The organism is Lactobacillus sp. ESL0703, assembly GCF_029433435.1.
Lineage (GTDB): Bacteria > Bacillota > Bacilli > Lactobacillales > Lactobacillaceae > Lactobacillus.
The window spans coordinates 39,696-54,978 of sequence record NZ_JAQTIB010000003.1; the positions used below are offsets into that span (position 1 = coordinate 39,696).

Annotated in this window: 10 protein-coding genes; 2 read left to right on the forward strand and 8 right to left on the reverse strand. The window is 34.4% G+C overall.

Annotated features, from left to right (window positions below; genetic code table 11):
* Positions 1-8: 8 nt before the first annotated feature.
* From PT278_RS05205 to PT278_RS05220, 4 genes are all read right to left on the reverse strand, one after another.
* The gene (locus PT278_RS05205) at positions 9-1,541 is read right to left on the reverse strand and encodes an MFS transporter (RefSeq protein WP_277130749.1); all 1,533 of its coding nucleotides are present in this window, start codon (positions 1,539-1,541) and stop codon (positions 9-11) included.
* Between the two features lie 5 nt (positions 1,542-1,546).
* Positions 1,547-3,220, reverse strand: a complete 1,674-nt coding sequence (locus PT278_RS05210; protein ID WP_277130750.1) for a polysaccharide lyase family protein — start codon at positions 3,218-3,220, stop codon at positions 1,547-1,549.
* Positions 3,221-3,304: 84 nt separating this feature from the next.
* On the reverse strand, positions 3,305-4,207 hold the full coding sequence (locus tag PT278_RS05215; RefSeq protein WP_277130751.1) for an ROK family protein: 903 nt from the start codon (positions 4,205-4,207) through the stop codon (positions 3,305-3,307).
* Positions 4,208-4,219: 12 nt separating this feature from the next.
* The gene (locus PT278_RS05220; protein WP_277130752.1) at positions 4,220-6,709 is read right to left on the reverse strand and encodes a hypothetical protein; all 2,490 of its coding nucleotides are present in this window, start codon (positions 6,707-6,709) and stop codon (positions 4,220-4,222) included.
* Between the two features lie 342 nt (positions 6,710-7,051).
* Between PT278_RS05220 and PT278_RS05225 the strand changes: the two genes are divergently transcribed.
* Both PT278_RS05225 and PT278_RS05230 read left to right on the forward strand, forming a co-directional pair.
* Positions 7,052-8,596, forward strand: coding sequence for an MFS transporter (locus tag PT278_RS05225; protein WP_277130753.1), 1,545 nt, complete (start codon positions 7,052-7,054; stop codon positions 8,594-8,596).
* Positions 8,597-8,657: 61 nt separating this feature from the next.
* A complete protein-coding gene (locus tag PT278_RS05230) occupies positions 8,658-11,696 on the forward strand; it encodes a glycoside hydrolase family 2 TIM barrel-domain containing protein (RefSeq protein ID WP_277130754.1) in 3,039 nt (1,012 codons plus the stop codon).
* Positions 11,697-11,879: 183 nt separating this feature from the next.
* Here PT278_RS05230 and ribH read toward each other — a convergent pair whose 3' ends face one another.
* From ribH to ribD, 4 genes are read right to left on the reverse strand one after another with little or no spacing between them, the layout of a single operon-like run.
* On the reverse strand, positions 11,880-12,353 hold the full coding sequence (gene ribH, locus PT278_RS05235; RefSeq protein ID WP_277130755.1) for a 6,7-dimethyl-8-ribityllumazine synthase: 474 nt from the start codon (positions 12,351-12,353) through the stop codon (positions 11,880-11,882).
* A 1-nt stretch (position 12,354) separates the two neighbouring features.
* Entirely contained in the window at positions 12,355-13,581 is a 1,227-nt protein-coding gene (gene ribA / locus PT278_RS05240) for a GTP cyclohydrolase II (RefSeq protein WP_277130756.1), read from the reverse strand.
* Positions 13,582-13,591: 10 nt separating this feature from the next.
* Complete coding sequence (ribE, locus tag PT278_RS05245) at positions 13,592-14,197, reverse strand: riboflavin synthase (protein WP_277130757.1); 606 nt, start codon at positions 14,195-14,197, stop codon at positions 13,592-13,594.
* A complete protein-coding gene (gene ribD, locus PT278_RS05250; protein ID WP_277130758.1) occupies positions 14,198-15,244 on the reverse strand; it encodes a bifunctional diaminohydroxyphosphoribosylaminopyrimidine deaminase/5-amino-6-(5-phosphoribosylamino)uracil reductase RibD in 1,047 nt (348 codons plus the stop codon).
* Positions 15,245-15,283 lie beyond the last annotated feature (39 nt).

Consider the following 15,283-nt stretch of genomic DNA (forward strand, 5'->3'; position numbering starts at 1 on the left):
GCTTTCTCCTATGATTTTTTATGGTATGTCATAACATTATTATTGCCCCAACAATTTTCATATTTAAAGCCGGTTAATTGTTCAACAACCCTCTTAGTTTTAGGGGTAACATCTGCCATTGAGCCACCACTGCGTAAACGAGCAATTTCATCAATAACAATTTGATGGTTTGTAGTTGTCAATTTAAAGAAATACGAAATTATAATACCGATAATCGCTAATATTATTGGCACTACTGTATATAAAATCAAAAGTGCATTAACCGTTCCTTGACTTTGAACATGTGACTTTTCAACAAATCCTGTTGCTTGTAGCAAGAAACCAAGAATTAAAGTTTCTAATGTACTAAAAATCACATCTAAAGTATTATTAACGCCGGAATATTGACCTTCACGCCTTTTTCCTGTGACCATTTCATCAATATCTGGAATAAAGGTAAAAATGAATTGCGTTGAATTAACTACTCCCGTTTTGGCAAAATTAAGAAGTACTGTCAAAATTATAAATAACAAAGTCATGTGAGCAGGTCTAAAAATTGCAAGTGCCATAATTGCTAAACAAACCGCAATTGTTGCAAAGTCACCTACTCGATAAGTAAATGGACCATTAGTTTTTGCAGTAAGCCACATAAAGAAAATTAAGAATAAAATTCCGAAGATGAAGCCAGCACTAGTAGAAACCGCAACAGCGTTAGGTGTCAATAACAATACAAAGATGATGAAGTAAGTATTAATATTGCCCCATAAAGATCTAAACATTTGTTCTGACAGATATAAACCTAAATAAAGAAGATATGACTTAAGTCGTAAACAAGATAGGAAATTCCAAAATACTAAAGAAATCTTCTGCCAACCTTTTTCTTCTGTCTGTTGCTTTTCAGTTTCCATTACTGTTGATTGGTCATATGGCCTTTCATAGACAGATTTATAAAAACAAATTAACATAATTAAGGCTATAACATCATAAATTGCAGCCGTCACAAAATAACTCATCGAATTATTCTGTCCTAACAGTTTAAAAATCCAAGTGATGAATAAAGAAGCAAAAATTCCAGCAACTGCTGCAGCTGCTTGATTAAAACCAACAAGCTGAGCCCTTTGTTCTGAATCTTGTGTCATTTCTGACATAAAAGTCAACTGTGGCATTGTAAGCAGTGGTTGAGCAATATAGTACAAAATAAAGAAAATAAAATACATATATGTTGGCATATTAGGTATCCACATTAAAATATAAAGTATACATTTAAGAGGTATGCCTAAAATCAACATGGACTTACGTCGACCAAATTTACGACCAAATTTAGTTTGATAAAGCCGATCAGAAATATAACCATAAATAGGTGTTAGAACTGCACCGATAATCTTAGAGATCGTAAACATTAGAGTAACAAGCACAATACTAATACCTAAGAAGGTTGTATAGTAGTACATCTGCCACGTATTTACCATTGTTTCCGTTACACTTGCTAGTTGATAGCTTGAAAAGCCTAACTTTTTGATAAACGGAATTTTCTTATTTTCATATTCTTTGTCTAAATTCATTAATTTTACTCTCTTTCAGAAAGCTTAATCGAATCATACATTATATAGCCAGTAGTCTTTATCGTTATTATATTATGAGACTGTAGAATTTCATCTTTCAATGATATTTGCCATAAATGATAGTTTCCACTTTTTAACGCGGATCGATAAGCTGAACGGTCATTGTTAAATTCATGACTAAATTTATATTTTTTATTAATCGTAACTTCAACTAACGGATTAAACCCATTTTTCATATTTTTTGTTGTTACACCAGCAAAAGCAAAACTTAATATTATATTTTCATTTTGTTCATTATGTTCCAAGTCAAAATGGATTCGCCATCGTCCGCGATCATTTTGCAAATAATACCAGTCTGTACTTTCCCCAATAACATAATCAAGATTATCTGGAACCAAATTTTGCCAACAATAATTACGTAATTGATCGCTAAATTTAAAACCAGCCGTAGTATGACTACTTTGTCCAATTTGCCATAATATTTTTTCGTGACTATTTAGATCAAATTTCTTTTCGGTGATTTGTGAACAATTTACCTCGATTTCATCAAGAACATGGGTGTCAAAATCTGCACCATCAATTGCGTATGCACAAAGCCAATAATGTCCATATTTAATATCAGTAAAATAATAGCTACCATCTATTTGCGTGCAAGTATCATAAGTAAATCCTAACTTTTGCTGATTTATTGGTTCTTTGGATGGATCAGAAGTTGTAAGAATCATTCTATACGTTGAAGAAATATTACTATCTATTTTTCCATTAATATTGGCCAAATCTGTAATCATATCTTTTTCATTAAGCCAAGGGTATGGAAAGTCTTTTTTCTCTTGAATAGCTTGATTTTGCGCATCTTTAACAGAACCATTATTTAAATAAATAACCCAAGGTCCATAAACCTTAGACCAATTGCTAGGAACAGTAAATAATCCTTTACCAAAATGCTCACTAACTAAATAATTTAAAACTAAGCCATCATAATGAAGCATTAAATCTTGATTAAGTGGACCGCAACTATAAAAGCTTTTATCAGGTGTCAGTATCCATAAGCCGATATTATCACCAAATTGTCCCCAAACATTAGTATCTTTAAAATAACCAGCATAATCATACTTAGAATAAACCAAACTATTATCATATAGTGACCCATTTTTCATTAAAAAGGTTTCATCCTGTAACTTTTTTCCAGCCATCATTTCTTTAGATGATGGCTGGAAACCACTTCTTTCGCCATTAAAACCTATCTTAAATAAATTAGGATCCAGTCGATAAACCGTTCGTAATTCATTAATTGCAAAAGGTTGGGCAATATTATTCCAAGCCTTTACATAACTATATATCTTGTCTTCACTTTTTTTGAGAATAAAATGATATGCTAGCCCTAATGCCTGAGTATTATCTATAAAAGATATATGAATAATGTTTGCTGTATTTTCAATTATTTTTATCTTTTTTGGTTTTAGATTAACTGTCTTACCATTGGTATGATAATCACAATAAAAACTATGATTTCGATCCGGATCGGTAGGTTCACCTGTCAAATTGTCCAAACACTCTTGACCATGAAATTTTAATGAATATGCAAAACCATTTTTATCAAACAAAAGAGTGATGTTACCATTCATTAACTTAACTTCATGTGTTTGCATAGAAATCTCAACTTTACAGTTTGATTCCATAATTGATCACCTCCTAGTAATTATTTTAAATAAAAGAGTTAGACAATTAATTTAACAAATTAATCTAACTCCTTACCAAAATAATTATTTTTTTACTAAATAGGCAGCACCTAAAATACCGGCGTCATTTCCTAAACTTGCTAATTTTAGTTGAACATGTTCCTTGTTATTTAAATATAAGTACTTATTCATGGAATTTTGTATCTTGTTTCTTAGAAATTCACCTGCAGCTGAAACTCCACCACCAATAATCACTTCTTCAAGATTAAGTAAGTTCACTGTATTTGCAATCCCTAATCCTAAAAAATCACAAGCGGTATCTACTGCTTCTAAAGAAATTTGTTCACCGCTTTTAGCCCGATTAAAGACTTCTTCAGCTGTCGTTTTACTAATACTGTTTTTTGAATAATGCTTATACAATCTGACTATTCCTGTAGCTGATGCAACAGTTTCTAAACAACCTCGATTACCACAACTACACATAAAACCATTTGGATCAACAATCACATGGCCCAATTCGCCAGCAGCTCCTAGAGACCCTGAAACCAACTTACCATTTAAAACAATTCCAGCACCTACACCTGTACCCAGTGTCACATAAAGAATATTATTTGATGAACATGAACCACGCCAAATTTCACCTAAGGCAGCCACATTAGCATCATTTTCTACTCTAACAAGTGTATTTAAATTTGATGATACATAAGATGCGATATCAATATTGTCATGCCAGCCTAAATTATTACAATCATAAACTGCCATAGTTTGAGGATTAACTGAACCGGGTACACCAATACCAACACCACTGAGTATAAAATCATGTTCTGTTTCATTTTTATAACTAGCAGTAATTGCATCTAACATTTGAAACTCATTATTAGTTTTTATTGTTGGTAATGACCATTTTTTTAAAATCGTTCCAGTCTCAGAAATAAATCCTAACTTAGTTGTTGTACCACCAATATCTATCCCTAAGAGAACTCTCATGCAATTCGCCTATTATTCATCCAAAAAATCGCCAATCTTTAAATATTTTGCTTCTTTTGTTGGCACTTCTGTACCATTAACTACCAATTTTTGATTTCCAACTTCAAAATGATAGCCATCAGCTTCAACAGTTTTATTAGAATCATCAATTTGAAATCTATCCATTAATTCTTTTTCTGATGGCAATTTTTCATTAACTTCAAAACAAGTCAAGAAAATAAAATGATTACGTCCTGAACTAATAAATTCACGCTTAGTTTCCGGACCAAATTCAGTTTGCTTAATAGGATTAGAAAAGTGAACAAAACCTGCAGCATTTCCTTTTCTAAATGCCACCCAATTAATACCTATCTTTTCTTCATCAAAGTCCCAAAACGGATAATACATATGAATAAACTGTAAATCATCATCGGTCAAATTATAAGTCATAAATTGATAATTATGATATTGATTAATTTGAGGCATTCTATTATTACCAGCCCAATAACTTGGCTTATGATCCCCACTGAATTTTCTTTCACCTGGGTTAGTAATCCAAATATTATTAACCATTCCCTTTAGGGCAATATTAATATTGTGTTGTTGAACACCATGCTTACCAACTTGATAATTAATTACACTAGCCATTGCGTATTCTGGAGTTTTGTAAATATATGAATGTGCCTTATTAATTCCCTGAATGTATTCAAACTTTAGTGGAGATTTAGGTTCGAACAACTGTGCTAATTTTTCATTTGGCACATAATCAGATAAAGCAAACGGAACAACATCTCTTAATGCATCATTAAAACAACCGATGTTAAATGCAACTTTAGAAAGACTAGCAATTTCACTCAAAGCAATATTCTTCAAATTATGCTCATATACTCTACCGTATGTCGAAGCATAATTTTTGCCATATGAATTCATTGCTATTATTTGGAAACAAAAATCTAGCGCCTTTTTGGCCAAGTTCTTAATATTTTGATCAGGTGCTGCATTGTATAAACTAAAGAATCCAATTAAATCAATTGGCATATATGTAAGTGAGTTCCATTCAGCTAAGCCATATTCAAAAAATTCATCAAACCAATCTTCAATTTGCTTTTTACCTAGATCATATTGTTGGCTACCTGTATTGCCACTTACTTTAAATATTTCATCAGGAAACAGATATCCTGCAAAGTAGCGAGCAATATGAAATAACAATGCATGATTTTCACTAAAGTACCACATAACATCATTACCCGGCTCATCAATCCAAAATCTAAAATTAAGACAAATATGTTTTAATTCATCCTTAATTGCTTGTGGAACCTTATTAGGATACTGTAATAAGAACATCAATAATGGAGCTAAAATAAAGTCTGAACAATCACCATGGGTATTAACTAGCTTTAAAGCACTCTCTAATTCAAATGGTAATTTATGGCCAGCTTCATAAGTCAGATCTTGTCCCAAATACATCTTAACCATTGCGACATTAATATCATCCAAGTTTTGTTTAGCATAATATTCTAGTGCTTGATGTTTACGCTCATTTAAAGTTTTAGCAGAAATAACATCTTGATAATTCTTTGTATTATAGACTGTTAAAGTAATAATTCTAGTTACCCACGAATTATCCGGCATTAATAATCCAAACTCGACTCTAGTCAAAGAAGCAAATTGGAATTTAAAAGTATTTCCTAAAATATATTCATGTTTACCTGTCTGAATATCAATTTTATGATCGCTATGCTTAAATTCAGTAATATTGCCACTTTGCATATCAGAATACGGATCATCTGTTGGAGGATTAAATCGAATTCTTAATTTGTTGTCCATGTTGGCATCAACAAAAAACTTAATATCACCATCATCATAGTAATCTTTTAAGAAATAGATTGAAGATAAAGTATTTTGAGCTTCCACTAATTTTTCACCATCATAAGTAAGTGGCAAATGACCAATTAACTTTTGATCACTCAAATTAATCATAGAAAAGATGAAGTCGACATCACGTTCACCCAAATCATCAAAATAAACTACAACTTCATTTGAGCCTTTAGCAAATTTAAGTACAGTATCTTTAGATTTAGTTGTATTACGAGTATAGTTTTTATAAGTAACTTGTAACTTTTTATTTACCCAAATCTTTATACCACCGGGGGTTGAAATTCTAAAAGGAATTTCAACTTCTTGAGTACAATCAATATATGTTTTTGCCCAGCATTTCAATATTGTAGGTACTGGTAATTCGCTTGATAAGGTAACAAAGTCGTCTTCAAATCCCGAATATACCCGCGAATATTTAACAGTATCATCGTAATCCTGTTTATCAATTACTTGATGCTGTAAAAAATAAGCTCTACCGGGATATTCATTATCAATACCTTCCATTTCATATTCATATGGGCTTGGTCGCAATCCTTCCCTAAATTTACGCGGAGGAACTGTACTCTGTCGTTCATATTTAATAGGTGTTAGCAAAAAATCAGTAAGAGATTCATGACCGTCTACTTCATAATTTTTTATATTCATTTTTTCTCCCATATATTGGTAATATAATCGATCTCCGATGGAACCGCTTCCTACAATAAATCTATCATATGAACTTATTTATTTCAATATTTTTTAAACTGTACCAAATTCAGATTAGACAGATTACTAAATATAATTAATCTAAATAAAATTAATGTTTTAAAGTAATTTAAGCTAGTTAACTTAGTCTAGACCAATTTTATAATTAAATTTTTGCAATAAAATTTTGCTTGATTTAATAGGTTTTCAATGCTAGGGTTTTATTTGAATTCGCTTCCAACAGTGAGCTAGATATCTAGTCCACTTAACAATAATCTATTAGTTTTTAAAGTGAGGAGAAAAATGAACAAACTTTCAAAACGAATATTTACAAAACGTAAAATCACGTTATGGACAGCTATTTGTTATGGTTTAACAGATTTTAGTAGTGGTGGTGCTCAAGCTGTTCAATCAGCATGGATGTTATTTTTCTACACATCATTCTGCAATTTGTCAGCTACTCAAGGAGCCTCAATTATTGCCATTGGTAGTTGGGTAACTGCCTTATTTGGACTGGTTGCTGGAGGAATTACCGATAACTTTTATCACACTAAATTAGGCAAAATGTTTGGTAGACGCCACTTCTTCTTAATTTTTGGTTCACCATTTATTTTGTCATACATTTTACTGTGGTTCGGTGGTCTATCATATTGGTACTACTTCTGCGTTTATCTCGCTTTCTTGCTAATTCAGCAGATGATTACAGTTCCTTATAGTACATTACCAAATGAAATGACTACTAATTTTAAAGAACGGACTCTGCTTTCAACAACTAGACTTGTATTTGCAGCATTTTCTAACTTTTTTGCATCATTCATTCCAGCTCAATTGTTTAAGATTTATGGTCAACACAGTTCAATGGCGTTAACCGTTAATGGTATTTTCTTTGCTGTTTTCTATCTATTTGGACTTTGGCTAACCGCGTTTAATACTTGGGAAATGCCTGTAGACAAAATTGAAAGTACTGGTAGTAAAAAAGCTACTGAAACTAAAAATTCAAATGGTGAAGAAAAACAATCATTCTGGAAGCTACTTGGTAAACAATTATTAGGTTATCTTGAAGTTTTTAGAGTTAAAGCATATACTCAACAAATTTTTATTTACTTATTATCATTTACTGGTTTTGATGTAATGAACATGGTATTTACTTATTATGTGGTATATTGCCTACATAGTAATGCTTCTACTGCTGGTTACATTATGTCTTTTGCCGGACTTGGGTTTATCGGTACAATTATTGGTGGTTGGGCTGTAGTTAAATTTGGTCCAAGATTTCTTTACAGCATTACATTCACAGTTGACTTAATAACCTTTATTGTTTTATACACATTAGGAAAAGTAAGACCTGCAAATGCAATCGTAATGCTAACAATTATTATGTTATTCTTCATTATTGCTAGAGCAATCGATTGGTTCTTACCTTGGAACATGTATCCATTTATGCCTGATCTAGGAGAACTAGTTACTGGTGAAAACAAAGCTGGTACTTTCCAGTCAGTTGTAAGTTTTGTTCGTGGTGTAACCTCCGGTTTATCTGGAATTGTAATTGGTATGTATCTTGATAATAATGGCTTCATGAAGAATGCAGCTACTCAACCACTGCATACACAAAATGCAATTTTAAATGTTATCCTTTTCGGTAGTGGTACTTTAATTTTAATTGCTCTCATCATTTCACTGTTCTATAAATTGAACAAGAAAAATCACAAGGTCATTGTTGATGAGATCGCTCGTCTTCGTGCTGGCGGTAAAAAAGCAGATGCTACTAACGAAGTTAAAAAAGTTACTAAAGATGTTATTGGCGTTGACTACTCCAAAGTATGGCCTGTAGAAGATTCTAATAATTAATGAAAAAAGACAAGGCTAACTCTAATTGCCTTGCCTTTTTTATTTTTTGAAAGGTATAAAAATGGATACAGAAAATATTAAGCCAAGTTTAGATTGGCTACAAGATCCAACCATTTTTGGGGTTAATCGTTGCCCAGCACATGCAACCTTTGATTTTTATCAAAACGAGCAAGAAATGCAAGATGGTAAAACTCAGTTAATTCAAAGTTTAGATGGTAGCTGGAAAGTAAATGTTGCCAATAACTTACATACACATCCAAAATATTTTTATCAAAATGACTTTGATGATTCGACTTTTGCTTTTGTTAAGGTTCCCGGTCAATTAGAATTACAAGGTTTTAATAAACCAAAATATGTTAATACGCAATATCCTTGGGACGGACATGAACAACTTTTTCCACCACAAATTCCTACTCATTTTAATCCAGTTGCCGCATATATTAAATATTTCGATTTAAATTCTGCTCTTATTGATAAAGAAGTTCATATTTCTTTTGCTGGTGTACAAACTGCTTTTTATGTTTGGGTAAATGGTCATTTTATTGGCTACAGTGAAGACTCGTTTACTCCTAGTGAATTTGATATTACCAAATACTTAAAACCAGTCAATAATAAACTGGCAGTTGCCGTTTTTAAATATTCCAGTGCAAGTTGGCTTGAAGATCAAGACATGATCCGCTTATCAGGAATATTTAGAAGTGTTGAATTAATAGCTTTTCCTAAAACTCATATTACTGACTTTTCAGCTTTGCCATCATTATCTCCAGACTTACAAAAAGGTCTCTTAAAAATCATACCAACAATGGTTAATTTTGATTCTTCTACTAGTTTACAGATTATTTTAAAAGATCAGGTTGGAAATATCATTAGCCATGATATATACAAAAAATCAAAAATCAACGATATTACTCTAAAAATTGCTTCTCCAAAACTTTGGAGTGCAGAAAATCCATATCTTTATCACTTAATTCTTAAATTAAAAACTAGTAATACAACTTCAGAAATTATTACTACAGAAATTGGTTTTAGAAGATTCGAAACAAAAGATGGGATTATGTACCTCAATAATCAACGAATTATTTTTAAAGGTATTAATCGTCATGAATTTGACTATCGGTTTGGTCATAGTGTAACTAAAGAAGATATGATATATGACATCCAGTTTATGAAACAACACAATATTAATGCTGTTCGAACTTCTCATTATCCTAACCAACCATTGTGGTACAAACTATGCGATGAATACGGAATCTATTTAATTGATGAAGTTAATTTGGAAACACATGGTTCATGGCTACAAATTGACGATAGCGGGGATAAATGGAACATTCCAGGTGACTATTCTGAATGGCTTCCTGCAGTCTTAGATCGTGATAATTCAGTGTTTCAGAGGGACAAAAATCATCCAGCAATTCTAATTTGGTCTTGTGGAAATGAATCTTATGCTGGTAAAGATCTAGTCAAAAGTGTGGAATGGTTCCACCAACACGATTCTTCACGCCTTGTTCATTATGAAGGATTTTTCAGAGCTGGATTTGATCAAGAATATTCAGATATAAATACAAGAATGTACCTAAAGCCCCAAGAAGTAGCTGAATATATTGAACAGCACCCTAAAAAGCCTTTTATCCAATGCGAATATATGCATTCTATGGGTAATTCAACCGGTGGTCTAAAATTATATACTGCTTTAGAAGACAAATGTCCTGAATACCAAGGAGGTTTCATTTGGGATTATTTGGATCAAGGACTATTAAGCTCGCAAAATGGGAAAAAGGTGATCTCATATGGTGGGGACTGGGATGATCGACCAAGCGACTATAAATTCTGTGGTGACGGAATTGTATTTGCTAATAGAGTTGCATCACCCAAAGCTCCTGAAGTTAAACAAGATTATGCAAATATTCAAATAGCCATTGATTCAAAAGGATTTAGCATTCAAAATCGTAATTTATTTGTTGATACTTCTAATTTAAATTTTGTTGCTAAAATACTTAAAAATGGAACTACTATTTGGACCAAAAATTTCAACATAATAGTTGCACCACAAACTGAAAGTGAACAAGAACTAGCTTGGACAAAGCAAATTAAACTTGATCAAGAAAGCGAATATACAGCCGAAGTTTCTGTACAACTTAAAGAAAAATGTCTTTGGGCCAACAAAAATTTTGAAATTTCCTTTAAACAGGATAATATCCAAACTTATTATCCAGTTCCCACGCCCCTAACTTCTAATATCAAAATTATCACAGGCAGTACTAATATTGGCGTACTAGGAAACAACTTTAGTGTGCAATTTTCTAAAGAACAGGGTGGCCTAACATCTTATAATTTTGAAGGACACGAATTTATCTCTGATATTCCACAAATATCTTTCTGGAGAGCTACAACAAATAATGATCAAGGCTATCATGCACAGCATGATTTAGGCCAATGGCTCATCGCAGGAGAATTCCAAAAATTAGTTAATACTAAAATCTCTACTACTAAATCAGCTGTATCGATCGTATTTACTTATCAGCTAGCATTACATCCGACAATTGAAACTAGTATTTCCTATCAAATTGATAGTACGGGATTGTTACTTGTCACTGCTACATATCCTGGTCAAACTAATTTACCAATAATTCCAGCTTTTGGTATTGATATTAAAGTGCCGAAACAATATCACAACTATACGTTCTATGGTCTAGGACCAGATGAAAATTATAATGACCGAAAAGAAGGAACTAAGTTAGGTATTTATAGCGGAACAGCATCCAAAAATTTCACTCCTTATCTTGTACCACAAGAAGCTGGGAATCATTGCGAAACGCGTTGGCTAAAAATAACTGACGATACAGGATTAGGACTGCAATTTTCTTGCATTGACACACCGTTTGAACAAAGTGTATTACCATATAGTGAATACGAAATTGAAAATGCTAAGCATCAATTTGAATTACCAAACCCATACTGTACACGAATTAGAATTCTTAAAAAACAAATGGGCGTTGGTGGTGACGATTCTTGGGGGGCACCTGTACATTCACAATATCAAATACCATCAGAAAACAAAATGACATTACAATTTTATTTAAAGGGAATTGATAGTAAATAAACCTAATTATATATAAAAAGGCTCCTGTTTTAGATACAAGAGCCTTTTTATTGTATTTCACTTATTGATTAAATTTTCACCTGACTTTTTAGTTATCATATAAACTGATTTTAATATCACTCAAAAAAGCCATGACTTCTTCTCAGTCATGGCTTTTAAACATGTATTTATGTAAGTAATGTACTATAAATTATTAATCTGCTCTTCTAAACTCAACACTTCTAAGATATCTGTTGCACATTCCGCACCCTTATTACCAGATTTACCACCAGCACGATCAGTTGCTTGGGCAACAGTATCAGTCATCAAAACGCCAAACATTACCGGCACTGGACCATTTGCTGTTGCCGCTGCTAATTGTGATGCGGTACCTTCACAGACATAAGTATAATGGTCAGTTTCGCCGCGAATAACAGCTCCCAAAGCAATAATACCATCAACCTTACCGCTTTTAGCTAAACAGTTAACTGTCCGCGCAATTTCATATGCGCCTGGGACGTGGACAACGACGATATTGTCACTAGCTACACCCGACATTTCTAACTGCTCGATGGCACCATTAAGCAGCCGATCAGTTACAACACCATTGAATTTGGCAACGACAATTCCGATCTTTTTATCTTGTCCAGCCACTAATTTTCCTGTAATTTCTTTCATTTTAATCTACCTCGTTTAAAATATGATTCATTTCGTGCTTTTTCGTACTCAAGTATTGTCTGTTTTCTTCAGTAAGGCCTACTTCCATGGGAATGCGCTCAACGACTTTAACACCAAAGTTTTCCAGCTGCTCAACCTTATCTGGGTTGTTAGTCATCAATTTAACTTCTGTGATGCCTTTTTGGCGTAAAATTTCGCCAGCAATATTATAACGTCTTGCATCAACTGGCAAGCCTAATTGCTGGTTCGCTTCTACCGTGTTCATCCCTTCGTCCTGCAATTTATATGCACGTAGCTTGTTTTCAAGACCAATTCCGCGGCCTTCTTGACGCAAGTACAAGACTGCACCTGAACCATTTTCTTCAATTCTAGTCAAAGCCTCTGCTAATTGCGCACCACAATCGCAGCGTTTAGAACCAAACACATCTCCAGTTAAGCATTCACTGTGCAGCCGAAGTAAAAGTGGTTCACCAGCTTTAACTTCGCCCTTACTAATCAATAGTGTTGGCTGCTTTTCCGGATGCTTACTATCTCTGAAACCTTCAAGTTGGAAATGACCATATTTAGTTGGAAAATCAACTTTAGTAACGGATTCAATGGCCAAATCCTTATTCTCTTGCCGCTTACGGTATTCAATTAATTCTTCAATTGTTAAGTAAGGAATGCCTAAGCCTTCTGCGAGTGCCTTCAAGTCCTTACGCCGCGCCATCGTACCGTCTTTTTTAATGCATTCACAGATAAAACCAACTGGGGCAACGCCAGCTAAACGCGCCAAGTCCAGTGCTGCTTCAGTATGACCCGTCCGCTCCAAAACGCCGCCTTCTTTAGCAACTAATGGAAAAACATGGCCGGGATGATAAAAGTCGTCCCATTGACTATCAGGGTCCGCCAGCTTTTTAATCGTCTTAGCCCGGTCAAAAGCAGAAATACCGGTTGTTGTCTCAGTTGAATCAACACTCATCGTAAAGGCGGTCCCAAAAGTATCATTTGAACCTGTTTCAAGTGGACTTAATTGCAAACGGTCAGCGTATGCCTTACTCATTGGGACACATAACAATCCGCGTGCCTTGGTAATCATTGTGTTAACCATTTGCGGCGTTACCTTTTCTGCTAAACCGATCATATCACCTTCAGATTCACGCTGCGGTGAATCTGCCACAATAACCAAGCCGCCATTTCTCAGATGGTCAAGAATTTTGACCATTTTTTCATTTAATTCGTCCTTCATTTTTATCCTCCTAAAATTCTTTTTTCCAAGCTTGAATTTGCTTAACTGCGTAACGACCAATCATATCAACTTCGATATTAACGTGATCGCCAACTTGGCAATTAGCTAAAGTAGTATTCGCAATAGTAAACGGAATTAGACTAACACCAAAGACATCATTTTCTGCCATTGTAACTGTCAAACTAATACCATCAATTGCAATTGAACCCTTCTCGACAATATATGGATCATACTTGTGCGGCACTTGAAAACGCAATTCGATGGAATTTTCTGTTTCAGTGCGCTTAATTAATTCCGCAGTTGTATCAACATGCCCAGCAACAATATGACCATCAAGCGTGCCATTTGTACTAACAGATGGTTCCAAATTTACTAAGCTGCCCTTGGTTAACTTACCTAGATTTGTTCGCTTCATCGTTTCTGGCATGACATCAACAGTAAACTCATCATTCTTCCATTCAGTTACCGTCAAGCAAATACCGTTGACCGCAATACTTGCACCGAGTGGCAGATTTTTTTGTGCCATTTTCGCTGAAGTAATCCCTAACTTCGCGTGCTTTTCTGTAATATCTAAGCGCGTAATTTTGCCTGTACCCTGAATTATTCCTGTAAACATTTATTTTCTCCTTGCGCAAATGCGCACATCTTGACCTAATTGGTGGACATCAAGAAGTTGATACTGCAGTTTTTTAGTTAAAGCGGGTCCCACTGCTGCTGGTAAGCCGGCACCACCCAAAACTTGCGGCGCAATATAAGCAATAATTTCATCTGCTAAATCAGCGGCAATAAATTCTGCTTGAATTTGACTGCCGCCCTCAACTAGCAGTGACTGAATTTCACGTTGTGCTAGTAAGTCCACAATTTTTTCTGATGTCCACTTTTCAGCTGTCAGACATTCAATATTTTCGCCTAATTTTTTAGTTAACGGCTGCTCACTCAAGAGCCAAATCTGTCCCGGCAATTGAAATAATTGCTTAGTAAAATCAAGTTGATTGGCATCCCGCGTGACGACAATCCTGATTGGCGGAATTGGCAAATTTTTAATCCTAACTGTTAACTGTGGATCATCAATGCGTAAGGTGTTTGCGCCAATTAAAATTGCCTGCCGATTGCAGCGCAACTTCTGCACATCAATCTGTGCCTTATCACCTGTCAAAAATGTGCGCTTTTGCCCAGCTTCATTAATCTTGCCATCAAGTGACATTGCATACTTGAGGGTCACAAACGGTCGCTTTTTTTGATAGAAAAAGTTATAACGGTCATAAAGCTGCTCCACGCCACCGATTACTTCAGTTTCAAGGCCACGCTCTTCTAAATATCGCATTCCCTTGCCGCCAACAACTTGATGCGGATCCACTTGACCAACAACCACGCGCTTAATACCTGCATTGACGACCTTTTGACAGCACGGCGGCTGCTTGCCGTAATGACTGCATGGCTCTAGCGTTACATACAAGGTCGCACCCTTTGCCAATTTCGGATCAGCTAAATGTGACAAGGTGTTAATCTCTGCGTGCTCTTTACCATATTGGTGGTGATAGCCCGTTGCTAAGACTTGGCCATCTTTAACCAGAACCGCGCCAACAAGCGGATTAGTCCACGTCATTCCTTGCGCTTTTAATGCTTCATCGACCGCCATTTGCATATAATCTGTATCCTGCACTACTTTCACTTCCTAAATATCAAAAAAAGACCCCTTTGA